Source organism: Nocardiopsis baichengensis YIM 90130 (genome assembly GCF_000341205.1).
GTDB classification, from domain to species: Bacteria; Actinomycetota; Actinomycetes; order Streptosporangiales; family Streptosporangiaceae; genus Nocardiopsis_A; species Nocardiopsis_A halophila.
In genome coordinates this window covers 65084-89602 of sequence record NZ_ANAS01000018.1, presented here as the reverse complement: position 1 = coordinate 89602, position 24519 = coordinate 65084, and the positions used below count along the sequence as shown (strand labels likewise).

At 71.7% G+C, this 24519-nt stretch carries 17 protein-coding genes, 1 tRNA gene, 1 pseudogene and 1 CRISPR repeat array; of the genes and pseudogenes, 5 read left to right on the top strand and 14 right to left on the bottom strand.

Annotation, left to right across the window (positions count from 1 at the left end; translation table 11 throughout):
* Nucleotides 1–83: 83 nt before the first annotated feature.
* Nucleotides 84–723: a CRISPR direct-repeat array (repeat unit 30 nt; unit sequence CGGTCCATCCCCACGTGCGTGGGGCTCGCG).
* A 261-nt stretch (nt 724–984) separates the two neighbouring features.
* The 6 genes from uvrB to polA all read right to left on the bottom strand — a co-directional run bounded on the left by uvrB (nt 985) and on the right by polA (nt 9751).
* Nucleotides 985–3066, bottom strand: a complete 2082-nt coding sequence (gene uvrB, locus C892_RS0115175; protein ID WP_017557911.1) for an excinuclease ABC subunit UvrB — start codon at nt 3064–3066, stop codon at nt 985–987.
* Between the two features lie 163 nt (nt 3067–3229).
* The gene (gene coaE, locus C892_RS0115170; protein WP_026124378.1) at nt 3230–3832 is read right to left on the bottom strand and encodes a dephospho-CoA kinase; all 603 of its coding nucleotides are present in this window, start codon (nt 3830–3832) and stop codon (nt 3230–3232) included.
* Between the two features lie 10 nt (nt 3833–3842).
* Nucleotides 3843–4361 (bottom strand): GNAT family N-acetyltransferase, encoded by a 519-nt coding sequence (locus C892_RS0115165; RefSeq protein WP_017557910.1) that lies wholly within the window; start codon nt 4359–4361, stop codon nt 3843–3845.
* Between the two features lie 118 nt (nt 4362–4479).
* The gene (gene rpsA, locus C892_RS0115160; protein ID WP_017557909.1) at nt 4480–5988 is read right to left on the bottom strand and encodes a 30S ribosomal protein S1; all 1509 of its coding nucleotides are present in this window, start codon (nt 5986–5988) and stop codon (nt 4480–4482) included.
* A gap of 273 nt (nt 5989–6261) precedes the next feature.
* Entirely contained in the window at nt 6262–6705 is a 444-nt protein-coding gene (arfB, locus tag C892_RS0115155) for an alternative ribosome rescue aminoacyl-tRNA hydrolase ArfB (protein ID WP_026124377.1), read from the bottom strand.
* A gap of 283 nt (nt 6706–6988) precedes the next feature.
* Nucleotides 6989–9751, bottom strand: coding sequence for a DNA polymerase I (polA, locus tag C892_RS0115150; RefSeq protein ID WP_083934386.1), 2763 nt, complete (start codon nt 9749–9751; stop codon nt 6989–6991).
* 117 nt (nt 9752–9868) lie between these two features.
* Between polA and C892_RS0115145 the strand changes: the two genes are divergently transcribed.
* Both C892_RS0115145 and C892_RS0115140 read left to right on the top strand, forming a co-directional pair.
* Complete coding sequence (locus tag C892_RS0115145; RefSeq protein WP_017540512.1) at nt 9869–10285, top strand: PaaI family thioesterase; 417 nt, start codon at nt 9869–9871, stop codon at nt 10283–10285.
* Nucleotides 10286–10893: 608 nt separating this feature from the next.
* Nucleotides 10894–12129 (top strand): ABC transporter substrate-binding protein, encoded by a 1236-nt coding sequence (locus tag C892_RS0115140; RefSeq protein ID WP_017557906.1) that lies wholly within the window; start codon nt 10894–10896, stop codon nt 12127–12129.
* Between the two features lie 734 nt (nt 12130–12863).
* Here C892_RS0115140 and C892_RS0115135 read toward each other — a convergent pair.
* The 5 genes from C892_RS0115135 to C892_RS0115115 all read right to left on the bottom strand — a co-directional run bounded on the left by C892_RS0115135 (nt 12864) and on the right by C892_RS0115115 (nt 18234).
* Nucleotides 12864–13670, bottom strand: a complete 807-nt coding sequence (locus C892_RS0115135) for an ABC transporter ATP-binding protein (RefSeq protein ID WP_017540510.1) — start codon at nt 13668–13670, stop codon at nt 12864–12866.
* Nucleotides 13670–14509 carry an ABC transporter ATP-binding protein gene (locus tag C892_RS0115130; RefSeq protein ID WP_017557905.1) on the bottom strand — a complete coding sequence of 280 codons (840 nt, stop codon included), beginning with the start codon at nt 14507–14509 and terminating at the stop codon, nt 13670–13672. Before C892_RS0115130 ends, C892_RS0115135 begins: the two co-directional genes overlap by 1 nt.
* 34 nt (nt 14510–14543) lie before the next feature.
* A complete protein-coding gene (locus C892_RS0115125) occupies nt 14544–15530 on the bottom strand; it encodes a branched-chain amino acid ABC transporter permease (RefSeq protein WP_017557904.1) in 987 nt (328 codons plus the stop codon).
* 15 nt (nt 15531–15545) lie between these two features.
* On the bottom strand, nt 15546–16958 hold the full coding sequence (locus C892_RS0115120; RefSeq protein WP_017540507.1) for an ABC transporter permease subunit: 1413 nt from the start codon (nt 16956–16958) through the stop codon (nt 15546–15548).
* 700 nt (nt 16959–17658) lie between these two features.
* Nucleotides 17659–18234 (bottom strand): ANTAR domain-containing response regulator, encoded by a 576-nt coding sequence (locus C892_RS0115115; protein WP_017540506.1) that lies wholly within the window; start codon nt 18232–18234, stop codon nt 17659–17661.
* Between the two features lie 146 nt (nt 18235–18380).
* Here C892_RS0115115 and C892_RS0115110 point away from each other — a divergent pair.
* The 3 genes and pseudogenes from C892_RS0115110 to C892_RS32270 all read left to right on the top strand — a co-directional run.
* Nucleotides 18381–18466: transfer RNA gene (locus C892_RS0115110), tRNA-Leu, on the top strand.
* A gap of 43 nt (nt 18467–18509) precedes the next feature.
* Nucleotides 18510–19340: a helix-turn-helix domain-containing protein gene (locus C892_RS0115105; RefSeq protein ID WP_017557902.1), complete on the top strand. Its 831-nt coding sequence runs from the start codon at nt 18510–18512 to the stop codon at nt 19338–19340.
* Nucleotides 19341–19519: 179 nt separating this feature from the next.
* Nucleotides 19520–20458: pseudogene (locus C892_RS32270) on the top strand (DUF1266 domain-containing protein); the annotation flags it as partial.
* An 856-nt stretch (nt 20459–21314) separates the two neighbouring features.
* Here the strand turns inward: C892_RS32270 and pyk are convergent.
* From pyk to C892_RS0115085, 3 genes are all read right to left on the bottom strand, one after another.
* Complete coding sequence (gene pyk / locus C892_RS0115095; protein ID WP_017557900.1) at nt 21315–22745, bottom strand: pyruvate kinase; 1431 nt, start codon at nt 22743–22745, stop codon at nt 21315–21317.
* 159 nt (nt 22746–22904) lie between these two features.
* Nucleotides 22905–23813 (bottom strand): hypothetical protein, encoded by a 909-nt coding sequence (locus tag C892_RS0115090; protein ID WP_017557899.1) that lies wholly within the window; start codon nt 23811–23813, stop codon nt 22905–22907.
* A 103-nt stretch (nt 23814–23916) separates the two neighbouring features.
* Complete coding sequence (locus tag C892_RS0115085) at nt 23917–24318, bottom strand: DUF2784 domain-containing protein (protein ID WP_017540502.1); 402 nt, start codon at nt 24316–24318, stop codon at nt 23917–23919.
* Nucleotides 24319–24519: the final 201 nt, after the last annotated feature.

Below are 24519 nucleotides of genomic sequence, written 5' to 3'. Positions count from 1 at the left end.
CGGCCTGAAACAAGGACAACTGACTCTACAAAACCCGGTTCAGCTCATCGCGCCCTGGGCATCCACCCGGACCCGCGCATGGTCGGTCCATCCCCACGTGCGTGGGGCTCGCGTACCGGGTGAGCAGGGCCTGCTCTGCCAGCGCGGTCCATCCCCACGTGCGTGGGGCTCGCGTGCGCGTAGTGAAGCGGATCCGGCGGCCGTCCGGTCCATCCCCACGTGCGTGGGGCTCGCCTCAAGCCGCTCACGGCCGCGATCTCCGACGCCGGTCCATCCCCACGTGCGTGGGGCTCGCGGACTGGCGCCGGTGAGCAGCCGCGCGACCGCCGGTCCATCCCCACGTGCGTGGGGCTCGCGGCCGACCTCCCGCCCGACATGTCCCGGTGGCCGGTCCATCCCCACGTGCGTGGGGCTCGCGCGAAGCGGTCCGGTGGAAACGCCTGGCGGAACGGTCCATCCCCACGTGCGTGGGGCTCGCGGTCAGGCGGCGAAGGCGGCGAAGGCCTTCGTCGGTCCATCCCCACGTGCGTGGGGCTCGCGACGACTACATGCACGCCGCGACCCGCCTGAACGGTCCATCCCCACGTGCGTGGGGCTCGCGTACCGTTCGGGGAGACCCACAGGTTCGGCAGCGGTCCATCCCCACGTGCGTGGGGCTCGCGTACCGTTCGGGGAGACCCACAGGTTCGGCAGCGGTCCATCCCCACGTGCGTGGGGCTCGCACTTTTCGACCTGCGAGAACTCAGGGCGTTACCGTTTCTTTATTAAAAACCAGCCCTCGACAAGGAGTATCTGTAGTCAGATGACTACTTTCCGCATGCACTGTTCCTTCGTCATCCCTCAGGGGCAGGCCGTTCATCGGATTCGCCCTCCACGTCGCGGTGCTCTTCAGGATTCATCCAGCCGACGGGCTCCCAGTGCTGCGGGCAGGGCGTACGCACGCCCGGCCGGTCGCGCGGCCGTTGGGGCTGCGGACGCCCCAGCTCACTCCACGCCGGCGGCGTCCATGCCGCGCAGCTCGCGCTTCAGTTCCTTGATCTCGTCGCGCAGGCGCGCCGCCAGCTCGAACTGCAGGTCCGCGGCGGCCTGGTGCATCTGCTCGTCCAGCTGCTCGATGAGCGAGGCCAGCTCCGCCCGCGGCATCTGCGACACGTCCGCGCGCCCCTCGCCGCCCGCCGTCGGGGTCGGCGTCTTGCGGTACCCGGACCCGATCAGCTCCTGGGTGTCCACGTCCTCCCGGGCCAGCGAGTCGAGGATGTCGGCGATCTGCTTGCGCAGCGGCTGCGGGTCAATCCCGTGCTCGTCGTTGTAGGCCAGCTGCTTGGCCCGGCGCCGGTTGGTCTCGTCGATGGCGCGCCGCATGGAGTCGGTGACCGTGTCGGCGTACATGTGCACCTGCCCGGCCACGTTCCGGGCCGCGCGGCCGATCGTCTGGATCAGCGAGGTCTCCGAGCGCAGGAACCCCTCCTTGTCGGCGTCCAGGATCGCCACCAGGGACACCTCGGGCAGGTCCAGGCCCTCCCGCAGCAGGTTGATGCCGACCAGCACGTCGAACTCGCCGGCCCGCAGCTCGCGCAGCAGCTCCACCCGGCGCAGCGTGTCCACCTCGCTGTGCAGGTAGCGCACCCGGATGCCCAGCTCGGCGAAGTAGTCGGTGAGGTCCTCGGCCATCTTCTTGGTCAGCGTGGTCACCAGCACCCGCTCCTGGCGCCCGGCCCGCTCCTGGATCTCGTGCACCAGGTCGTCGATCTGGCCGTCGGTGGGCTTGACCACCACCTCGGGGTCGACCAGCCCGGTCGGGCGGATCACCTGCTCGACCACGTCGCCGCCGCTCTGCCGCAGCTCGTAGGGGCCCGGGGTCGCCGACAGGTACACCGTCTGCCCGATCCGCTCCAGGAACTCCTCCCACTTCAGCGGGCGGTTGTCCATCGCCGAGGGCAGCCGGAACCCGTGGTCGACCAGTGTGCGCTTGCGCGCCGCGTCGCCCTCGTACATCGCGCCGATCTGCGGCACGGTCACGTGCGACTCGTCGACGACCAGCAGGAAGTCCTCGGGGAAGTAGTCCAGCAGGGTGTTGGGGGCGCTGCCGGGCTCGCGGCCGTCGAAGTGCCGCGAGTAGTTCTCCACACCCGAGCAGCTGCCGACCTGGCGCAGCATCTCGATGTCGTATGTGGTGCGCATCCGCAGCCGCTGCGCCTCCAGCAGCTTGCCCTGGGCCTCCAGCTCCGAGAGCCGCTCGGACAGCTCGGCCTCGATCTGGCCGACCGCCCGCTCCAGCCGCTCGGGCCCGGCCACGTAGTGCGAGGCCGGGAAGAGGAAGACCTCCTCGTCCTCGCCCAGCACCTCCCCGGTCAGCGGGTGCAGCGTCAGCAGGCGCTCGACCTCGTCGCCGAACATCTCGATGCGCACCGCGAGCTCCTCGTACACCGGGATGATCTCCACGGTGTCGCCCCGCACCCGGAAGGTGCCGCGGGTGAACGCGGTGTCGTTGCGGGTGTACTGCATCTCCACCAGCCGGCGCAGCAGCTCGTCCCGGTCGACCTCCATGCCGACCTGGAGCCGCGCCATCCGGTCCACGTACTCCTGCGGGGTCCCCAGGCCGTAGATGCACGACACCGACGCCACCACCACGGTGTCGCGGCGGGTGAGCAGCGAGTTGGTCGCCGAGTGCCGCAGCCGCTCCACCTCGTCGTTGATGGAGGAGTCCTTCTCGATGTAGGTGTCGGTCTGCGGGACGTAGGCCTCGGGCTGGTAGTAGTCGTAGTAGGAGACGAAGTACTCGACCGCGTTGTTCGGCAGCATCTGGCGCAGCTCGTTGGCGAACTGCGCGGCCAGCGTCTTGTTGGGCTGCATGACCAGGGTGGGGCGCTGCACCTGCTCCACCATCCAGGCCACCGTGGCGGTCTTGCCGGTACCGGTGGCGCCCAGCAGCACCGTGTCGCGGTCCCCGGCCCCGACCCGGCCCGCCAGGTCGGCGATGGCCGCGGGCTGGTCGCCCGCCGGAACCATGTCCGAGACCACCTCGAACGGCGCCTTCTTGCGCTGGATGTCGGTCACCGGTCGCATGCCGCCCCCATCGTCGCCTCCGTGCCGCGCGGGCCGCAGGTGCCCGCACCCTCCAACCTAGCGCCGCCCTGCGACAGCGCCGGACCGATGCGTGCAACCGGCGGCGTCGCCCGGCCATTCCCCGGGGCCCCGGCCCGGGGCGGCGGACCGCGCGGGGCGCGGCTCACCCCTGGTCGGCGCGGGCGCGCAGCTCCTTCCACACCTGGGCCACGCGGGCGTCCAGCTCCTCGCGGGTGCCGGAGTTGTCCACCACGATGTCGGCGACGGCCAGCCGCTCCTCGCGCTCGGCCTGGGCGCGGATCCGGGCCCGCGCCTGCTCCTCGGGCATGCCGCGGTCCCCGACCAGGCGCTCCACCCGCAGCTCCTCGGGGGCGTCCACGACCACCACCACGTCGTACAGCTCCTGCAGGCCGTTCTCCACCAGGAGCGGAACATCGTCGACCACGACCGCCCCCTCGGGGGCGCGCTCCATCAGCTCCCGGGTGCGCTCGGCCACCCGGGGGTGCACGATGGCGTTCAGCCGGGTCAGCCGGGCCGTGTCGGAGAAGACGATCTCGCCCAGCCGGGGCCGGTCCAGGCGCCCGTCGGCGTCCAGCACGCCCTCCCCGAACTCGGCCACCACCTCGGCCAGCCCCGGGGTGCCCGGCTCGACGACCTCGCGGGCGATCGCGTCGGCGTCGACCACCAGCGCGCCCGCCTCGCCCAGGCGCCGCGCCACCTCGCTCTTGCCGGAGCCGATGCCCCCGGTCAGTCCCACTCGAAGCATGGGGCCGAGACTACGGCACCGGCTCCCCGGGTGCGGCGCCGGGCGCCGGCTTGCCCAGGTGCACCAGCACCAGGTGGTCCGACAGGCGCTCCCGGGAGGCCTCGGTGTAGCCCAGGGAGCGGAAGAAGCGCAGGTTGTCCTCGCTGCCGTGCCCGGTGGCCAGCGCGAAGCGCTCCAGCCCCGGGTGGTCGGCGGCGGCGCGGCGCTCCAGCTCGGCCATGAGGGCCCGGCCGATCCCCCGCCGCCGCACGTCCGGCGCCACGGCCAGCCGGTTGACCAGGAACGCGCGGTCGGCGGCGACGCCGCGCACGGCGCCCACGATGCGCCCCTCCAGCACCGCCTTGAGCACCGGGCCCCGGTCGAAGGAGGCCCGCACCTGCTCGCGCCCCTCGGTCAGCGGCGGGAGGTAGGGGTCCCCGTACAGCTGCGCCTCGGTCAGGTAGGCGGCGCGCTGCAGGGACCAGATCGGGCCCGCGTCCTCGGGCGCGGCCGCGGTGACGGCCGGTTCGGGCGGGGTGTCGGCGCGCATGGGCTCCCTCTCGCGTGCGGGTGCGCGCCGAGCATAGCGGAGGGCCGCCCCCCGGTACGGGGAGCGGCCCTCGGCGGTTCGCGATGTCCGCGCCGGAGTCCCGGCGGGGAGGCGGTGGCTACTCGCCGCCGCCCGCGAGCTTCTCCCGCAGCGCGGCCAGGGCCTCGTCGGAGGCCAGGGCACCGCCGGTGGAGTCGGCGCCGCTGGAGGCGCTGCCGCCGCCACCGCCACCGCCGCCGGCGGGCGCGGGGGCCGGAGCCTCCTCCTCGTACCCGCCGCCGGCCTCGGCCTCGGCCTCGGCGGCACGGGCCTCGGCGACCTGCTTGCGGTGCGCCTCGAAGCGGGACTGCGCCATGGCGTACTGGCGCTCCCACTCGTCCCGCTGGACCTCGAAGCCCTCCATCCACTCGCCGGTCTCGGGGTCGAAGCCCTCGGGGTACTTGTAGTTCCCCTGCTCGTCGTACTCGGCGGCCATGCCGTAGAGCGTGGGGTCGAACTCCTCCTGCTCGGGGGAGACGCTCTCGTTGGCCTGCTTCAGCGAGAGGCTGATCCGGCGGCGGTCCAGGTCGATGTCGATGATCTTGACGAAGATCTCGGTGCCGACCTGCACGACCTGCTCGGGGATCTCCACGTGGCGCTCGGCCAGCTCGGAGATGTGCACCAGGCCCTCGATGCCCTCCTCGACGCGGACGAACGCACCGAACGGCACCAGCTTGGTGACCTTGCCCGGAACGACCTGCCCGATCTGGTGGGTGCGAGCGAACTGCTGCCAGGGGTCCTCCTGCGTGGCCTTGAGCGACAGGGAGACGCGCTCGCGCTCCATGTCGACGTCAAGGACCTCGACGGTGACCTCCTGGCCGACCTCGACGACCTCGCTCGGGTGGTCGATGTGCTTCCAGGACAGCTCCGAGACGTGCACCAGGCCGTCCACGCCGCCCAGATCGACGAAGGCGCCGAAGTTGACGATCGAGGAGACCACGCCCTTGCGGATCTGGCCCTTCTGCAGGGTGTTGAGGAAGGTCTGGCGGACCTCGGACTGGGTCTGCTCCAGCCAGGCGCGGCGGGACAGGACCACGTTGTTGCGGTTCTTGTCCAGCTCGATGATCTTGGCCTCGAGCTCGCGGCCGACGTAGGGCTGAAGGTCGCGGACGCGACGCATCTCCACGAGCGAGGCGGGCAGGAAGCCGCGCAGGCCGATGTCGAGGATCAGACCGCCCTTGACGACCTCGATCACCGTGCCGGTGACGACGCCGTCCTCCTCCTTGATCTTCTCGATCGTGCCCCAGGCGCGCTCGTACTGGGCGCGCTTCTTGGACAGGATCAGCCGGCCCTCCTTGTCCTCCTTCTGGAGGACCAGGGCCTCGACGTGGTCGCCGACGGCCACGACCTCGCCCGGGTCGACGTCGTGCTTGATCGACAACTCCCGGGAGGGGATCACCCCTTCGGTCTTGTAGCCGATGTCGAGCAAGACCTCGTCTCGATCGACCTTCACGATGGTGCCTTCAACGATGTCCCCATCGTTGAAGTACTTGATGGTCTCGTCGATCGCCGCGAGGAAGGCTTCCTCGGACCCGATGTCGTCGATCGCTACCTGGGGTGTCGAGGTTGCCTCGGTGCTGCTCGTCATGTGTGGGTGGACTCCGGATGCGGACAATGGCTAGGTTAGATGCGCCGCCGCCACCCGTCCGCGGTCGTTAAGTACGGTCGGTCAGGACCGCGTTGCGCACGGGTGCCCACAGCGCTCCGGCCAGAATATGAGACCCGAGCCCCCTGGTCAATCGGAATCCCGGCCCGCAAAGGGGCCAAGTCCCCATTCTGCGCATGCTACCCGCCCGCGCCCGCGAGCGGAAAGACGCCCCGCCCTGCGCGGCGGCTTCCGAAACGGCGCCCCAGGATCGCCTCAGTCGTCGCTTCGGCACGAGCGGGAGCGCTTGAGCGCCGAGCGGCGCCGCTTGTCCTCCAGCCGGCGCCGGCGCGCCCCGCGGCCGGGCCGGGTGGGCCGCCGCTCCCGGGGCGGCGGAGCGCACGCCGCGTCCAGCGCGGCGCGCAGCCGCTCGGCGGCCAGCTCCCGGTTGCGCGCCTGCGACCTGGTGTCGGAGGCGCTGACCGTCAGCACGGTGCCGCGCAGCCGCCCCGCCAGCCGCTCCAGGGCGCGCTCGCGCTGGCGCCCGGTCAGCACGGAGGTCGCGGCCACGTCCAGCGACACCGTCGCGCGCGTGTCCGAGGTGTTGACGTGCTGGCCGCCCGGCCCGCCGGACCGGGAGAAGCGCCAGACCAGCTCCGCCTCGGGCAGGGCGGGCACGCCCTGCGCGTCGCCGCGGTCCGCCATCTCCGGTGCCTCCATCATGATCGTCCTGGGCCGTCGTTCCGCTCAGAGCGTAACCGCCGTGGCGCCGCACGGCATCCCGATTCTCGGAGATTCCGGACGCAGGCGCCCGCTTCCGGACACGGCCGTGGGCCGGGCCACCGCCCCGCGAAAGGGCCGACGCGACCGGAAGACGCCCCGAACCGGCAGGCCCCGGCCCGACGGGGCCGGCTCAGAGGCGTGACGACGGCGCTGAACCGGACGGACGGAAAGGACACCGCTCCAGCGGACACGCCCCGGGAACGCCCCGCCGGACGCGCCGCTAGTGCGCGGCGTCGCGCCAGTTCTCTCCCAGGCCGACCGAGACCGCGAGGGGCACGCGCAGGTCGTAGGCGCCGGACATCTCCTCCGAGACCAGCTTGCGCACCGGCTCCACCTCGTCCTCGGGCACCTCCAGCACGAGCTCGTCATGGACCTGCAGCAGCGCCCGCGCCCGGTGCCCGCCCTCGCGCAGGGCCCGGTCCACGTCCAGCATGGCGACCTTGATGATGTCGGCGGCCGAGCCCTGGATGGGCGCGTTCAGCGCCATCCGCTCGGCCATCTGCCGGCGCTGCCGGTTGTCGCTGGTCAGGTCGGGCAGGTAGCGGCGGCGCCCCAGGATCGTCTCGGTGTAGCCGTCCCGCCGCGCCTGCTCGACCACCTCGTGCAGGTAGTCCCGCACCCCGCCGAAGACCTGGAAGAAGTCCTCCATCAGGGTGCGGGCCTCCCCCGGGGAGACGCCCAGCTGCTGGGAGAGCCCGAACTCGCTGAGCCCGTAGGCCAGCCCGTAGTTCATCGCCTTGATGCGCGCCCGCTCCTCGCCGCCGACCTGCTCCGGCTCGGTGCCGAAGACCCGCGCCGCGATCTCGGCGTGGAAGTCGTGCCCGGTCTGGAAGGCCTCGATGAGCGCCTCGTCCTGGGACAGGTGCGCCATGATCCGCAGCTCGATCTGGCTGTAGTCGGCGGTCATCAGCGCGTCGTAGCCCGGCCCCACCACGAACGCGCGGCGGATCCTCCGCCCGGCGTCGGTGCGCACCGGGATGTTCTGCAGGTTGGGCTCCACCGAGCTCAGCCGCCCGGTGGCCGCCACCGTCTGGTTGAAGGTGGTGTGGATCCGCCCGTCCTCGGCGATGGTCTTGACCAGGCCCTCGACCGTGGTGCGCAGCCGGGTCTGGTCCCGGTGGCGCAGCAGGATCGCCGGCAGCTCGTTCTCGGTCTGGGTCGCCAGCCACGCCAGGGCGTCGGCGTCGGTGGTGTAGCCCGTCTTGATCTTCTTGGTCCTCGGCAGCCCCAGCTCCTCGAAGAGCACCTGCTGCAGCTGCTTGGGCGAGCCCAGGTTGAACTCCCGGCCCACCACCCGGTGCGCCTCCTCCACCGCGCGGCGCTGCTCGGCGGCGAACTCGGCCTCCAGGGAGTCCAGGTAGTCCCGGTCGGCGGCGATCCCGGCGCGCTCCAGACCGGCCAGCACCCGCACCAGCGGCAGCTCGACGTCGGCCATCAACCCGGCTCCGCCGCGCTGCTCCAGCAGCGCGTCCAGCCGGTCGGCCAGCTCGCGGGTGGCGCGGGCCCGCACCGCCAGGTCCGCGCGGGCCGCCCCGTCGGCGTCGCCGTCCCCGCCGTCGCCGCCCACGTCGAGCGAGAGCTGGCCGCCCTCCTCCTGGCGCCGGACCAGCTCCTTGTTCAGGTACTGGCGGCACATGTCCTCCAGGCCCGTCTTGCGCTGGCCCGGCTGCACCAGGTAGGCGGCGACCGCCGTGTCGCTGCTGACCCCCTGCAGGTCCCAGCCGTGCGCGAACGCCGCGAGCAGCGGCCCCTTGGCCTCGTGCACGGCCTTGGGCCGGTCCTGCGCGGACAGCCACGCGGCGAACGCGCGCTCGTCCTCCTCGCCCAGCGAGGCGGGGTCGACGTAGGCGGCGGCCCCGTCCGGCGCGGCCACGGCCACCGCCTCCAGGGCGCCCGTCCCCGCACCCCACGTGCCGGAGAAGGCCACCCCCGACCGGCCGCCGGAGGCGTGCCCGTCCAGCCACGCGCCCAGCTCCCCCGGCGCGGGCACCTGCACCGCGTCGTCGAAGTCCTCGCCGGCGTCGGGCTCCTGCTCGGCCTGCCCGGTGCCCACCACCTGGAACAGCCGGTCGCGCAGGGTCGAGGCGAACTCCAGGTCGTCGAAGAGGGTGTTCACCCCCTGGGCGTCGGCGGTCCCCGGCTCCAGATCGGACAGGCCCACCTCCAGCGGCACATCGCCCACCAGGAGGTTGAGCCGCTGGTTGCGCAGCACGTCGTCCAGGTGGTCGCGGAAGTTCTGCCCGGCCTTGCCGGTGAGCTCCTCGGCGCGGGCCACCAGCTCGTCCAGCGACCCGTACTTCAGGATCCACTTGGCCGCCGTCTTGGGCCCGACCCCCGGAACGCCCGGCAGGTTGTCGGCCTTCTCCCCCACCAGCGCCGCCAGGTCGCGGTAGCGCTCCGGCGGCACGCCGTACTTCTCCTCCACCCGTTCGGGCGTCATCCGCGTCAGGTCCGACACGCTCTTGCCCGGGTAGAGCACCGTGCACCCGCCGTCGACCAGCTGGAAGGCGTCCCGGTCGCCCGAGGCGATGAGCACCTCCATGCCCGCGGCGCCGGCCTGCCCCGCCAGGGTGGCGATCACGTCGTCGGCCTCGAAGCCCTGCACCGACACCGACGTCATGCCCAGCAGCCGCAGCAGCTCCTGGACCAGCTCCACCTGCGAGGGGAACTCCGGCGGGGTGTCGGCCCGGCCGTCCTTGTAGTCCCCGTAGGCCTCGTGCCGGAACGTCGGCCCGGACACGTCCCAGGCCACCGCGATGTGCGTGGGCTCCTCCTCGCGCAAGAGCTTGATCAGCATCGACGTGAACCCGTACACCGCGTTGGTGGACTGTCCCGTCGTCGTCCCGAACTTCTCGACCGGGAGCGCGAAGAAGGCGCGGAACGCCATCGAGTGCCCGTCCACCAACAGCAGGCGGCCACCGCCGCCCGCCGCGGACGCGCCGCCTGTACTGCTCTGACCGGGGGTCTGCTGTGTGTTCGCCACAGGGGAATCCTAGGATGCGGTGCGGACTTTTTCGCGTGGCCCGCGCACCGCCGGGCCCGTCGCCGCCGCGAACGCGCCCCGAAGGGCGCACCACCTCCTGGAAAGGGGCACCCCGCCATGACCCTCAACGCCGAGCAGCTCGCCGAGATCATGGGCAGCACCAGCTCCGGCGGCTCCCTCGGCGACCGCATGGGTCTGGAGCTCCTGGAGGCCTCCCCCGAGCGGGTGGTGGGGCGCATGCCCGTGGACGGCAACACCCAGCCCTACGGGATCCTGCACGGCGGCGCCTCCTGCGTGCTCGCCGAGACCCTGGGCTCGGTCGGCTCCGCGCTCATCGCCGGCGAGGGCCGGATCGCCGTCGGCATCGAGATCAGCGCCACCCACCACCGCCCGGCCACCGAGGGGCACATCACCGGCGTGGCCACCCCCGTGCACACCGGGCGCACCCTGGCCACCTGGGAGATCGAGATCACCCGCGAGGACGGCAAGCGGGTGTGCACCTCCCGCCTGACGTGCATGCTGCGCGACGCCTGAGCCGCCCGCGGCCGCGCGCCGCGCCGACCGGCGGACGAGGGCCCGCCCGGGGACGCCCCGGGCGGGCCCTCTCTTCGTGCCCGCCCATGCCCGGGGCGTGTCCGCTGGAGTGGTGGAACTGTCGGCCGCGTCCTTGTGAGCTATGCGGCCGCTGCACCTCGATCGGCGACCCCGCCCCCGGTGCGCCCCTTCCTTGGCGTTGATCTCGGGAGAGTCGGGGTAATACTCGCCGGTATTACCCCGACTCTCCCGAGATCAACAAGGGTGTCGATGCGGGCGGCCGGGGCCCGGAGAGCTCCACCACGCCAGCGGACACGACCCATGCCCGCACACGCCCCGCGACCACCCCATCACCCGCCCGAACTGCGACGACGCCGATCACCTCCGGTTGTGCCGCCCTTCACTACGACCCGATAACGGCATGAACCCGACTCGGCAGCAACAGAACCGGCCTTCTTTCGAAACCACCCCAGAGCGAATTAAGCTCCGCTAACGCAGTCGGTTAAGCGCGTCAGGCGGACGGTTGTTCCCAGCCGCCCGGACGCGCCCCGCTGAGCCGCCTGCCCCGACCTCGAAACCGATCCAGCCGGTTGAACGGAGAGACCTGAATGCCGAGCACCAAGGCCCTCAGCCTCACAGCTGCGGCCGCGGCCCTCACCCTGGGCCTCACCGCATGCGGCGGCGACGGCGGAAACGGCGGCGGAGGTGGTGAAGGAGACGCCCTGCAGTTCGGGTTCGTCTTCCCCCAGACCGGTGACCTCGCCCACCTCGGCCCGCCCCAGGAGTCGGCCGCCAAGTACGCCCTGCAGGAGATCAACGCGGCCGGCGGCGTCAACGGCGCCGAACTGCCCGACTTCCTCGAAGGCGACGAGGCCAACGACGCCGCCCAGGCCAACGACGCCGCCCAGCGCCACGTCGACCAGGGCGCCGACATCATCCTGGGCGCCGCGGCCTCGGGCATGACCCAGGCCATCATGGACACCGTCACCAGCAACGAGGTGGTGCAGTGCTCGGGGTCCAACACCGCCCCCGGGCTGGCCGAGGAGGACGAGACCGGCTACTACTGGCGCACCGCCCCGAGCGACCTCCTCCAGGGCCCCGTGCTCGCCGAGAAGATCGCATCCGACGGGCACCAGAGCGTCGCCGTCACCTACCGCGCGGACGACTACGGCGAGGGCCTGGCCAACGCCGCCGCCGACGCGCTCGAGGAGAACGGTATCGAGGTCGTCTACAACGAGGGCTACGACCCCAACGCCCCCAACTTCGACGCCGTCGTCAACGAGCTGGCCGGGGCCGAGGCCGACGCCGCCCTCATGGTCTCCTTCGAAGAGGGCGTGCAGATCATCACCGGCCTCATCGAAGAGGGCGTGGGCGCCGACCAGATGTACGCCACCGACGGCCTCAACGACGAGGGGCTCGCCGAGAAGGTCGACTCCAGCGACCCGGGCGCGGTCTCCGGGTTCCAGGGCACCGCGCCCGACGTCGGCAGCGACGACTTCCTGAGCGGCCTGACCGAGTTCGACTCTGAGCTGGAGGTCTTCCAGTTCTCCGGCCAGGTCTACGACTGCGCCGTGGTGACCGCCCTGGCCGCCGAGCAGGCCGGCAGCAACGACCCCACCGAGTTCGTCGGCGAGATCGAGGGCGTCTCCAAGGACGGCACCGAGTGCACCTCCTTCGAGGAGTGCAAGCAGCTCATCGCCGACGGTGAGGACATCGACTACCAGGGCGTCAGCGGGCCGCTGAACTTCGACGAGAACGGCGACGTGACCTCCGCGACCTTCCAGGTCTACGGATTCGACGACGAAGGTGTCCACTCCAAGCAGGACACCATCACCGTCCCCTAGCCCCACGGGCGAGGGGCCGACGCCCCCTCGGGGCGGACGCTGAAGGCCCCCGTGCGGTTCCTACCGCGCGGGGGCCTTCTCCATGCGCACGGGCCGCCGGGGCCCGGGGGCAGAGACGCGAGGGCCGGGGCCCGAAGGCGGAGGTCCGCACCGCGATCCGCCAGGCCGAGGCCGAGCCCCCGGCGACGGTTCCAGGACGGTTCCGGGACCGCTCCACGGCGGGGGACGGACCCCACGGCGCCGAGCACGGCTCCTGGTCCCTTCCAGCGCCCGAGCATCTCCCTCCCCCACCCGAGAAGAGAGACCGGCAGCGTCACCGGCCGGGCAGCTCGCAGACCAGCCCGGCCACCGCCCAAGTCGCCTCAGGCCGCCCCCGGGTGGGGCAGGCCCCCTTCCCGCACCCTCACGGAGGAACCGCTAGCGGAGCCCCCAGGTCTGCTCCGGTCTCCGGCCGCCTTCTGGGGCGAACCACACCGCCACTCGCAGGTCGCCCCCAGCCCCACCCGGCCACCGTCTCTGCAACGCCTCAGGGCACCGCTCAGGCCGGGACGGACGCCCCTCTCCGATCGCCCGCACCCGCCGTCGCCGACCACAACACCACCCCCGCAGAACGGCCCACCCGCGGCGCCGAACGCTCGCCCCGCCCCTACAGCACGCGAACGGGGGCGGCGCCCACGGCACCGCCCCCGTCGAACAGCCGGACAACCGGACAGCCGAGCAGTCGGCCGACGGCCTCAGTCCGCCTTCGCCAGCGTCCCCAGGTACAACTCGATCACGTTCGGGTCCTCCAACAGCTCCCGACCCGTGCCCGTGTAGGCGTTCCGCCCCTGATCAAGCACATAGCCGCGGTCACAGATCTGCAGGCACCGGCGGGCGTTCTGCTCCACCATGATCACCGACACCCCCGCCGCGTTGATCTGCCGGACCCGCTCGAACACCTCGTCCTGATAGATCGGCGACAGCCCCGCCGTCGGCTCGTCCAACAGCACCACCGACGGCTCCATCATCAGCGCCCGGCCCATCGCCACCATCTGGCGCTCACCGCCCGACAGCGCCCCCGCCTTCTGCCGGCGGCGCTCCGCCAGCAGCGGGAACAGCTCCGCCACCACCGCGAACCGCTCCCGGAACGCCTTCGGGCGCAGGAAGACCCCCATCTCCAGGTTCTCCTCCACCGTCAGCGACGGGAACACGTTCTGGGTCTGCGGCACGTACCCCACGCCCCGCTCCACCAGCTCGTGCGCGCTCAGGTTCGCGATCGACGACCCCCGCAGCACCAGCTCGCCCCCGCGCACCGGGAGCAGCCCGAAGACCGTCTTGATCAGCGTGGACTTGCCCGCCCCGTTCGGACCGATCACGCCCACCACCTCGCCCTCGCGAAGCGTCAGCGTGCACCCGTCCAGGATGTTCACCTCGGGGATGTAGCCCGCCTTGACCTCATCCGCCACCAGCAGGAACTCCGAACGGTCCTGCACCGGCCCCGAAGCGCTGTGCTCCAGCACCTCCTCGCGGGCCTCCTGGCGCGCCTCCTCGCCGTCCGCCATCAGGCCTCCTCCCCCGCACCCGGCGCGGTGCCGCCCGGCTCGTCGTGGTGGGCGCCCAGGTAGGCGTCGACCACCTCCTGGTTCGACCGGATGTCGTCCGGCCGCCCCTCGGCGATCACCCGCCCCTGGGCCAACACCACGATCCAGTCGCTGATCCCCATGATCACGTCCATGTCGTGCTCCACGAAGAGCACCGTCAAGCCATCGTCCCGCAGCGAGGTGATATGCCCCAGCAGCGACTGCACCAGCGCCGGGTTCACCCCCGCCATGGGCTCGTCCAGCATCACCATCGACGGGTTCACCATCAGCGAGCGCGCCATCTCCAGCAGCTTGCGCTGGCCGCCCGACAGGCTCCCCGCCAGGTCGTCCTTCTTCGCGTCCAGCTTGAACCGCGCCAGCAGCTCCATCGCCCGCGCCCGGTTCTGCATCTCCTGGCGCCGCCACACAGGCCGGTACAGCGCCCCCAGCAGGCGCTCGCCCGCCTGCCCCGGCGCCGCCAACAGCATGTTGTCCAGCACCGTCAACCGGGTCAGCGCCTTCGTCAGCTGGAACGTGCGCACCATCCCCTGGCGCGCCACCCGGTGCCCGCCCAGGCCGTTCAACCGACGGCCCTCGAACGACCACTCGCCCGCGTCCACCCGGTCGAACCCGGTCAGCAGATTGAACAGCGTCGACTTGCCCGCGCCGTTCGGGCCGATCAGCGCCGTGATCGTCCCCCGCTGCACCTCCAGGTGCTCCACGTCCACCGCCGTCAGGCCGCCGAACGAGCGGCGCACCCCCGACGCCTTCAGGATCGGATCCGGCTTGGCCACGCCGGCCGCGGGCTCGACACCGGCCATCCGATCGCGCACCGCCTCCCCGGCGGTCCTCGACTCACTTGACATTGACCAGCATCTCCTTGCGGTCGCCGATGAGGCCCTGCGGCCGGTACACGATCAGCAGCACGAGCGCCAGACCCACGAACGCGTGCCGCAGCGCCCCGATGTCGCTGCCGTCGACGAACGGCAGCAGGTCCGCCGAGACCAGCGCCCGCAGCGTCTCGTCGAACGCCGTCAGCAGGAACCACAGCACCATCGGGCCCAGCACCGCGCCGAACGTCCGCGCGGCACCGCCCAGCAGCAGCATCGCCCACAGGTAGAACGTCACCTGCGGCATGAACTGGTCCGGGGTGATGTTCTGCTGGTTGATCGCCAGCATCGCACCGCCCAGGCCGCCCAGGACACCGCCCAGCACCAGGCTCTGCGTCTTGTAGACGAACACGTCCTTGCCCAGGCTGCGCACCGCGTCCTCGTCCTCGCGGATGCCCTTGATGACCCTGCCCCACGGGCTGTGCATCAGCGACGCCGTCAGCGCCAGCGCCAGCGCCACCAGGCCCCAGGTCACCACCATCAGCCACAGCTGGTTCTCCGTGAAGTCCATGCCCAGCAGGCCGTAGCGGCCCGACGGGATCGGATTCGCGGCGTAGAAGCCCTCCGCCAGGCTCTGGCGGCCGTACACGCCGCCCGTCAGCGGCCGCGCGAACTCCGCCCGGTAGATCAGGCGGCCCGCCTCGGCCACCGCGATCGTCGTGATCGCCAGGTAGTCGGCCCGCAGCCGCAGCGTCGGGATGCCCAACAGCAGGGCCAGCACCGTCGCGCACGCGATGCTCAGCAGCACCGCCGTCCACAGCGACAGCCCGTACGTGCCCACGCCGATGCCCACGCCGTAGGCGCCCACCAGCATGAAGCCCACCTGGCCGAAGTTCAGCAGGCCGGTGTAGCCGAAGTGCATGTTCAGCCCGATGGCCGCCAGCACGTACACCGCCGCGATCGGGCCCACCGCCGTCTCCAGCGACAGGACCAGGATGTTCCAGAAGTCCATGATCGAACCGCTCCCCTAGCCCACTCGCTCACGGCGGCCCAGGATCCCCTGGGGCCGGACCAGGAGCACCAGGATCATGATCCCCAGCGCCCACACGTTCATCAGCTGCGGCGAGAACCACAGCGTGGACAGCATCGCGACCAGGCCGACCACGAGGCCGCCGACCATCGCCCCGTAGGCCGTCCCCAGACCGCCCAGGATCACCGCCGCGAACATCAACAGCAGCAGGTGGAAGCCCATCTGCCAGTGCACCGTCGCGTTCAGCCCGTACAGCACGCCGCCCAGAGCCGACAGCGCACCGCCCAGGCCCCACACGTACAGCGTCACCCGGTCCACGTCGATCCCCGACGACTCGGCCAGATCCCGGTTGTCGGCCACCGCGCGCATCGCCTTGCCCATCCGGGTGAACTGCAGCATGCTCGCCACCAGCACCAGCACGACCACCGCGACCAGCAGGATCCCCGCATCGCGCGGCGTGATCGAGACCGGCCCCAGCTCCCAGGCCTCCTGGATCCGGAACTGGGGGTACTTGTCGCGGCGGGCGCCGAAGACCACCAGCAGCATGTGGCGCAGGACCAGCGAGAAACCGATCGTCACGATGAACATCTGGATCAGCGCCACGTTCCGGCGGCGCAGCGGCCGCCACAGGAACCGCTCCAGGCCCGCGCCGAGCGCACCGCCCAGCACCACCGCCAGGACCAGGCCCAGCACCAGCGGGTTGAACACGAAGTCCAGCACCGGCACGCCCTCGAACACCTCGTGCAGCGAGGAGAACAGCGTCATGTTGGCGAACATCATCGCCATGAACGCCCCGAACGTGACCATGTCGCCGTGCGCGAAGTTGATCATCCGCGTGGTGCCGAAGATCAGCGACAGCCCCACCGACGAGATCGCGATGATCAGCCCGAACGTCAGGCCCGCCACCGTGAGCTGGAAGAACCTGTCGGAGAACGACGCCCCCGCCTCCGCGCCGGGGACCTCCTCCCCGGCCTCGTCCGAACCGGCGCCGGCGTCCCCGCCGCCGTCCTCGTCCTCGGTGGCCTCCTGCGAGGCCTCGGCGGACTCCTCGGCCGCCTCCGCGGGCGTCTGCAACCGGAAGACCACGGTCCGCTCCTGCTCCGGGCGGACGGACACCTCCAGCTCCGACCCCGGCTTCTCCGGGACCACGTACTCATCGGGAATCGAGCCCTCGTCCAGGACCACCCGGTAGTCGCCCGGGCCGGGCAACCCCACTTCCCACTTTCCTTCAGAGTCGGTGGTGGCCTCACCGATCACCTCGTCGCCCTCGAACCCTTCGTAGACCGTGATCTCCAGGCCTTCGATGGTGGTCGGCTGACGAATCTGACCGTTGAGGTTCTCACCGCCCTGGGCGTCTGCCGCTGCCGTTCCTGGGATCACCATGAGAGCGGCGATCACGGCGAGCAGCACAGTCACGAGGCGTGTGCGCACGCGCGCTCCTTGCGCATCTGAGAACTGGACCGGCCCCGGACGGTTCGCCCGGAACCTGGTGTTTTCCATCGGTGGCGCGAGTTTAGCCCGGTTTAGGCGGGTCGTTCAGAAGGTCTAATGCGACGTGATCCAACCGGTACCCCGTCGTGCAGATCTGTGACCGGATCGGAATGGGACCCGTCTGCACGCGGGAGGGGAGGACGCGGTAGACACGCGCGCGGCGCCGCCTCCGGACGCCGGGGCCACGCGGGGCGCGAGAGGCCGGGACGCCGGGAGGGCCGAGGAACCGGGACTCCGGGCGGGGCACGGCGGGGCCCGGGGCACGGGGACACGGCGGGAAGCCGAAAGGGATCGGCCGGACCCACGGGGCGGGGGCGAACGGTCAGGGGACCGGGGGCGGGCGCGAAGCGGCCAACGCCCGGGAGCCGGGCATGAAAGCAGGGACCGGACACGAAAAGGGCCCCGCCGCGGATGCGGCGGGGCCGGATGTGCACGGAGAACCGGGAAGGAGCGCGTGAGCGCGGGCGCGGCGCGCGGATCATCGCGGTGCACCCGGCTCGGCGCCGCCTCCGTTCGGCGGCCGTGACGAAACGGCGATCGGGGCGCCCGCAAGGCGAGCGGGCCGGACCGACGGGGTTCAGAGGCGCCGGGGATCGCCCGGACGGCCGCCCGACCCTCATCAGCCCTGCTGCTGCTCCTGTTCGAGCGTCTCGACCACGGTCTCGGCGACCTTGCGCATCGTCAGTCGGCGGTCCATGGAGTTCTTCTGGATCCAGCGGAAGGCCTCCGGCTCACTGAGCCCGTGCCGGCTCTGCAGCAGCCCCTTCGCCCGCTCGACGAGCTTGCGGGTCTCCAGGCGGTCCTGCAGGCCCGACACCTCGGCCTCCAGAGCGGACAGCTCGGCGTACCGGCTGACCGCCATCTCGATGGCGGGCACCAGGTCCGACTTGCTGAACGGCTTCACCAAGTAGGCCATCGCCCCGGCGTCGCGCGCCCGTTCGACCAGCTCGCGCTGCGAGAAGGCCGTCAGGATGACGACAGGGGCGATGCGTTCGGCGGCGATGCGCTCGGCCGCCGAGAGCCCGTCCAGGACGGGCATCTTGATGTCGAGGATGACCAGGTCGGGCTTGAGTTCGGCGGCGAGTCGTATCGCCGTCTCCCCGTCGCCCGCCTCGCCCACGACGGCATAGCCGTCCTCCTCGAGCATCTCCTTGAGGTCCAGCCGGATCAGGGCCTCGTCTTCCGCGATCACCACGCGGCTCTGCGTCGTCGTCACGAACACGAGGGTACCGAGAACGTGTAGACTCCGGGACGTCGGCTACCCTGCCTCCGCCCAGGACATCGAGCCGACACCCTCAAAAAATGGACATTGAGGACAAATACCCCAATTTCCACAAACACGCCGGAATGGTGGAAAGGTAGACACTATCGCCTCAAAAGCGATTGCCCTCCGGGGCGTGTGGGTTCGAATCCCACTTCCGGCACCAACAGGCGCGCGAGCGCCTTTTTTATTTTCTGTGGATATCGAACATGAGTGCGACCGTGCCGCTCATACTCGAACTCATGTACCCCCGCAAAGTCGTCGACGAGGCCCTGCGGCTGCACGCACAGGGCTGGACCGACCGCCAAATCGCGAACGCCGTGGGCGTCTCGATCTGGACCGTCCGCCACTGGCGGACGGGACGCCGACGCCACCCGACCACTAAAGCCGGCAGGACTACTTACTGCCCACCCTGCTCAGGAGCCGAGCTCGACAAGGAGGCCTACGCATACCTGCTCGGCCTCTACCTGGGCGACGGCCACATCGTGCGCTGCCGAAAAGGGGTGTTCCTGCTCTGCATCTTCTGCACGGCCGTGTACCCCGACCTGATCGAGGAGTGTCGGACGGCGATGGGGAGGGTCTTCCCGGTCTCCCCCGGCCTCAGGACCAAGGAGGGGGTCGGCATGGTGATCGTCCGGGCCTCTTCGAAACACTGGCCCTGCATATTCCCCCAGCACGGCCCCGGCCACAAGCACAGCCGCCCCATCATCCTCCAGCCTTGGCAGGCGGAGATCGTCCAGGAGACTCCTCAGCCGCTCATCCGAGGGCTGTTCCATTCAGATGGATGCCGGGTGGCGAACAAGGTGCGACGCAAGGTCGCCGGCGACTGGAAGCACTACGCCTACCCCCGTTACTTCTTCTCGAACACCTCGCAGGACATCCACGACATCCTCGGCTCGGCCCTGGATCTCGTCGGCGCGGAGTGGAAGCTGAACTGGAAGAAGCCCTCCAAGGAGGGCTATCGCGATCCCGGCGTCCTCTCCGTCGCCAAGCGCGACTCCGTCGCCCTCCTGGACACCTTCATCGGTCCGAAAAGCTGATCCGTCACATCCTTAACCTGGACTCCGCTCCAGGTCACTCCCCGTGGTCACATCACGGCCACAACCTGAGCACAACACGTGGGTTTCGTCGCCATGACGGCCGAGAGTCACCGATGCTGGATGTGGGAGTGTCGCGGACGCGCGCCCTTCGGCGTCGTCCGGTGCGAAGGGAGTGGGCGGTGCTGACCGCGGTGGCCGGGATCCTCGGAGTCCTGGTGATCGGTTCCTGGGCGGTAGTGGCCTGGGCTTCCAAGCGGCGGCAGCCGTGGCTATTGGCCCCGCTGGCGCTGCTCGTCGTCGTGCTCGTCGCCACCGGCCAGGGCGGCTGGGCGTTCCTCCCCATCGTCCTGCTCTTGGGTCTCTCCTTCGCCGAGCTGGTGATCGGCTCCCGCGAGTCCCCCTCCCTGCGCGCGCGGGACCGGGACGGCCCGCTGAGCACCGAGCGCTGGGCGGTGGCGGTGGCCGCGCCGTTCCGGGTGGCGGTGGCCGAGCCGTGGGACGTCATCTCGCGCCCGCAGCTGCGCCGCCGCTATCGGAGCGTCCTGGAGGAGGAGTGGGGCATCACCGACCGCGCGGGCCTGCTCGCGACGGTCGAGGCCCTGTGGGAGGAGCTGCATTCGAGCCCCCGGGCAGAGCTGGTGATCGATCTGCACACCGGGGTGGCGCGCACGCGCCTTCCCGAGGGGGCACGCTCCCCGGCCGCGGAGGAGGCGTTCACGGAGCAGCAGGTGCGGCTCACGCCCGAGCAGGTCGAGCGGATGCGCGAGGTGACCGGCGCGGAGGACGCGGGCGAGTCGGTGGTGGTCGGCTCCTACGGGTGGTGGAAGTCGGCGCACCTGGTGCGGTTGGCGTGCGGCGGCGCGACGCTGAACTGGTTGAGCCAGGCGGAGACGCAGAACCTGCTGCGGCGGGTGGCGACGGACCTGCAGCGCCGCTTCTCGGGCTGGGACCGGCTGTCGGCTGCGTTCCACGGCGGGTACCTGCTGTGGCGCGGGGGCGCCGGCGGTGACGGCGAGCCGGACCGGGTGTGGACGGCGCTGGGGATCCTGGCGACCGATGACGACAGCCCTTGGCGGCTGCTGCCGTGGGACATGCCGCTGGAGCGGGTGCCGTACGAGACGTCGGGGACCGGTGAGGGGTCGTACATGCTTCCGGGCGCCGTGACGGGTGCCGGGGCGCCGGAGGGCGGCAGGCCCGATGAGGGGTCGGACGCCGTGGCCGAGGAGGAGGCCCGCGCGGACCGGGAGGGCGAGGCCGCCGAGTCCGGTGGACGCGTCGGCGGCGCCGGTTCCCCGACGACGGGCGCGGGCGACGGCCCGGCGGGTTCGGGCGGCCCTGGTGCGACCGGGGGCGGTGGCCCTGTGCTCGGCCACCCCGCCATCGACGGCCCTCTGTTCGATGTCGAGGAGATGCCGGACGCACCCGAGTCGCCCGGCGGCCCGGGCGATGAGGGCCCCGCCTCCGAGGGATCGTCGGTGGTTCCCGCCGACGAGGAGGTTCCTGGCGGGGATGCGGCCGAGGCGGCGCCGGCCGGTGAGGCGGAGGATGCGCCCCGGCCGCGCGAGGAGTCGCGGGGCGGAGGCGCGTCGGCGGCGGACGGCGGCGCGTTGGGCGGCCTGGAGGGCGGCACGACGGGTGCCCGTCGGCGCTGACGCCGTGTTCTGAGTGGTGGTCTGAGCGTTCTGGGCTCTGACGTGGGCTCCGGACCGGTCCGGAGGCGCGGGTCGCGCTCCTTCTCCGTCCGCCTCGGTGAAGGAGGTCGTCCGCGGCGCTCCCCCGCGGTCTCCGCGGGGCGCCGGCGGGGTGGGGGCGGTCGGCAGGCGCGGGCGCCTGTTGGCCGGTCCGCCGCCCCCTCAGGCCCCCGCCCGGGATGCGTCCTCGGGACGTTCCCGGGTGCGGGGCCTGTCGGCGGGGCGTCGTCGGCGGGGACGGTGGTCGTCCCTCGGCCGGTTCCCCTGCCGGTTCAGCGGCGGATCACTTCCCGTGCGTGATGGCGTCACCGATGCGGTGCACGCGCAGGGAGTTGGTGGAACCGGGGGTTCCGGGCGGGCTTCCCGCCACGATGACGATCGTGTCGCCCTTCTGGTAGATGCCCATGTCGAGGAGCTCGGTCTCGACCTGGCGGACCATCTCGTCGGTGTGGTCGACCCAGGGGACGCAGTAGGCGTCCACGCCCCACTGCAGGGAGAGGCGTCCGCGGGTGGCCTTCTGGGTGGTGAAGGCGATGAGCGGGACGGGCGAGCGGTACCGGGCGAGGCGGCGGGCGGTCTCGCCGGACATGGTGAAGGCGACGAGGGCCTTGGCCCCGATGGTGGCGCCGACCTCGGCGGCGGCGCGCGCGATGGCGCCTCCGGTGGTCTCGGGGACCCGGTTGAGGATGTGGGAGGCGCGCAGCGACTCCTGTTCGGCGGCCACGACGATGCGGTCCATGGTGCGGACGGTCTCGACGGGGTAGGCGCCGACGCTGGTCTCGCCGGAGAGCATGACGGCGTCGGCGCCGTCGAGGACGGCGTTGGCGACGTCGGAGGCCTCGGCGCGGGTGGGCCGGGGCGCGTTGATCATCGATTCGAGCATCTGGGTGGCGACGATGACCGGCTTGGCCTTGTCGCGGCAGCGCTCGATGGCGCGCTTCTGCACCATGGGGACGTTCTCCAGGGGCAGTTCGACGCCGAGGTCGCCGCGGGCGACCATGACGCCGTCGAAGACCTCGATGATGTCCTGGAGGCGCTCGACCGCCTGGGGTTTCTCGATCTTGGCGATGAGGGGGACGCGGGTGCCCTCCTCGTCCATGATGGCGTGGACCTCGTCGGCGTCGGAGGGGCTGCGCACGAAGGACAGGGCGACCATGTCGACGCCCTGGCGCAGGGCCCAGCGCAGGTCCTCTTCGTCCTTGTGGGTCAGGGCCGGGACGCTGACGGCGACGCCGGGCAGGTTGAGGCCCTTGTGGTCGGAGACGGGGCCGCCGATGACGACGCGGGTGTGCACGTCGGTGCCGGTGGTCTTGGTGCACTCCAGCACGATGCGGCCGTCGTCGATGAGGACGCGGTCGCCGGGGCGGACGTCGCCGGTGAGGCCCTTGTAGGTGGTCGAGACGCGGCGGGCGTCGCCGGGGGCGTCGTCGACGGTGATGGTGAAGGGGTCGCCGGGGGTGAGGTCGACGGGGCCGTCGGCGAAGGTGCCCAGGCGGATCTTGGGGCCCTGGAGGTCGGCGAGGATGCCGACGTTGCGCCCTTTCTCTTTGGCCGCCGCGCGCACGTTCTCGTAGTTGGCGCGGTGGTCGTCGTGGGTTCCGTGGCTGAGGTTGAGTCGTGCGACGTCGAGGCCGGAGTCGACGAGCTCGGAGAGGATCTCCGGGCTGGCCGTGGCCGGGCCGAGGGTCGCGACGATCTTTGCTCGTCGTGTCACTCTTCCCACTCTAGAGCGTCTGTGGGCCCTGGTGGTCTAAACCAGGTTGCGAACGGGCGACCGGTGGGTGGCGGGGGCGGGGCCGCGGTGCGTGGGGGGCGTGTCGGGCCGGGGCCCGGTGAGGGGCCGGGGCGGCGGCCCCTCACCGGGGCCCGGGGGTCAGGGCCCGGGGTTGCGGTCGGGGGCGCCGGTGGTGAGGCGTCCGTAGGCCTGGAGGGTGAGCAGGCGGCGGATGGTGGCCATGCCGCGCCATTCCTCGGTGGCGGTGGCGGTCCAGTGCTCGCGGACGGTGTCCCAGCCGCCGTCGGGGCGCTGGGCGGCTTCGAGCAGGTCGAGGTTGCCCTGGATCTCGTCGTCGCTGAAGAGGCGGCGGGCGAGGCTGCGGGGGTGGGGGGCGAGGTCGAGGGGGCGGCGGACGGTTCCGGGGCGTTCGGGGTCGGTCTCGATGACGGCGCGGATCATGGGGGTGAGGCGGGCCAGGGCGGTCTCGGCGCGGTCGCGGTCGGGGGCGTGTTCGAGGAAGGCGCAGACGGCCTGGGCCTCGTCGGGGTCGGTCCAGTGGAGGGCGTCGATGCGGGTCCAGCAGAAGGCGGTGGCGCGGTCGCGCCAGGAGCCGGGGGTGTGGTGCTTGTGGAGGAGGGCGACGATGGCGGCGGTGGGGCGCAGGGCGCCGGCGGGGTGGTCGGCGGCGAGGGTGCGCCAGTGCGGGGAGGCCTCGGTGTGCAGGGCGGCGGGGGTGACCGGGGGGACGCCGCCGTTGGGGTGGCCGACGGCGGTGAGGTAGGTGGTGGTGGTCCGGGCGAGCTCTTCGGTGATGGGGCCGAGTTCGTCGTGGTAGCGCAGGGCGTATTTGACGGCGAGGGGCTGGCTTCCGTGTCCGCGCAGGTCGGGGTAGAGGCCGTTGCCGTAGCCGCCGTCGACGTTGCGGTAGGCCTCCAGGACGGTGCGGACGGGTTCGGCGGGTCCGCCGGTGAACAGGTGGGCGAAGCGGTGCCGGTCGAGGAGGCGTGCGGAACGCGAAATGAAGTGCTCTGCCGTGTGCAGGGCGTTGGATTTCACGGTGGTCATGCCGTGATTGTGCACCCGGCCCTGCCCGGCAAACGTGGCCGACATACCCAGTTTGGGGGATTTTGCCGGTTTTATACTCGGGCAAATCGGACGCAAATTCGCGTCAAAGGTCGCGATTCTCACGCATCCTTAACGCGCTCCCCCGCGAGCGGCGGCGCGCGGCGAGCACCGCCGCCCCCGTCCAGGAGGCCGCCACCGACAGCGCCGCCCCGAGCCGGGCCGTCACCAGGTGCCCCTCGGGGTAGACGACCCCGGTCAGGTAGTGCTCGATGAACCCCTCCGCCGGGAGCCCGGCCTGCCCGGCGCGCAGGCGCGCCCAGTCCTCGACGTGGGTCAGCGGGCAGTCCCACCCCACCAGGGTGATGGCCAGGGCGTAGGCGGCGACCAGGGCGTGCGGCCAGAACAGGGCCGGCCACCGCCAGGCGAGGAAGCCGCCGACGGTGACGTAGACGAGGAAGGCGAAATGCAGCAGCATCGCGGCCTCGCCGAGGAGCCGGTACCCCATGCACCGACGGTATCCCGCGCGCACCGGACGTCCCAAGGCCGCGCCCCTGGGGGGAAGGCGCCCCCGGCCCGCTTGCCGAGGCGCCGGACGTCGCACCGGGTCCGCACGGCCCCTCGGAGGTGCGCGGCCGCCGACGGCGCCTGGCCGCGGCCCTCCTGCACCGGAACCGGTGGACCCGCCCTACGGCGGTGCCCCTGCCCA

Coding starts and splice junctions, on each gene's coding strand:
- uvrB (WP_017557911.1), bottom strand. CDS start 3,066: ATGCGACCGGTGACCGACATCCAGCGCAAGAAGGCGCCGTTCGAGGTG.
- coaE (WP_026124378.1), bottom strand. CDS start 3,832: ATGCTTCGAGTGGGACTGACCGGGGGCATCGGCTCCGGCAAGAGCGAG.
- C892_RS0115165 (WP_017557910.1), bottom strand. CDS start 4,361: ATGCGCGCCGACACCCCGCCCGAACCGGCCGTCACCGCGGCCGCGCCC.
- rpsA (WP_017557909.1), bottom strand. CDS start 5,988: ATGACGAGCAGCACCGAGGCAACCTCGACACCCCAGGTAGCGATCGAC.
- arfB (WP_026124377.1), bottom strand. CDS start 6,705: ATGGAGGCACCGGAGATGGCGGACCGCGGCGACGCGCAGGGCGTGCCC.
- C892_RS0115145 (WP_017540512.1), top strand. CDS start 9,869: ATGACCCTCAACGCCGAGCAGCTCGCCGAGATCATGGGCAGCACCAGC.
- C892_RS0115140 (WP_017557906.1), top strand. CDS start 10,894: ATGCCGAGCACCAAGGCCCTCAGCCTCACAGCTGCGGCCGCGGCCCTC.
- C892_RS0115135 (WP_017540510.1), bottom strand. CDS start 13,670: ATGGCGGACGGCGAGGAGGCGCGCCAGGAGGCCCGCGAGGAGGTGCTG.
- C892_RS0115130 (WP_017557905.1), bottom strand. CDS start 14,509: ATGGCCGGTGTCGAGCCCGCGGCCGGCGTGGCCAAGCCGGATCCGATC.
- C892_RS0115125 (WP_017557904.1), bottom strand. CDS start 15,530: ATGGACTTCTGGAACATCCTGGTCCTGTCGCTGGAGACGGCGGTGGGC.
- C892_RS0115105 (WP_017557902.1), top strand. CDS start 18,510: ATGAGTGCGACCGTGCCGCTCATACTCGAACTCATGTACCCCCGCAAA.
- C892_RS0115090 (WP_017557899.1), bottom strand. CDS start 23,813: ATGACCACCGTGAAATCCAACGCCCTGCACACGGCAGAGCACTTCATT.
- C892_RS0115085 (WP_017540502.1), bottom strand. CDS start 24,318: ATGGGGTACCGGCTCCTCGGCGAGGCCGCGATGCTGCTGCATTTCGCC.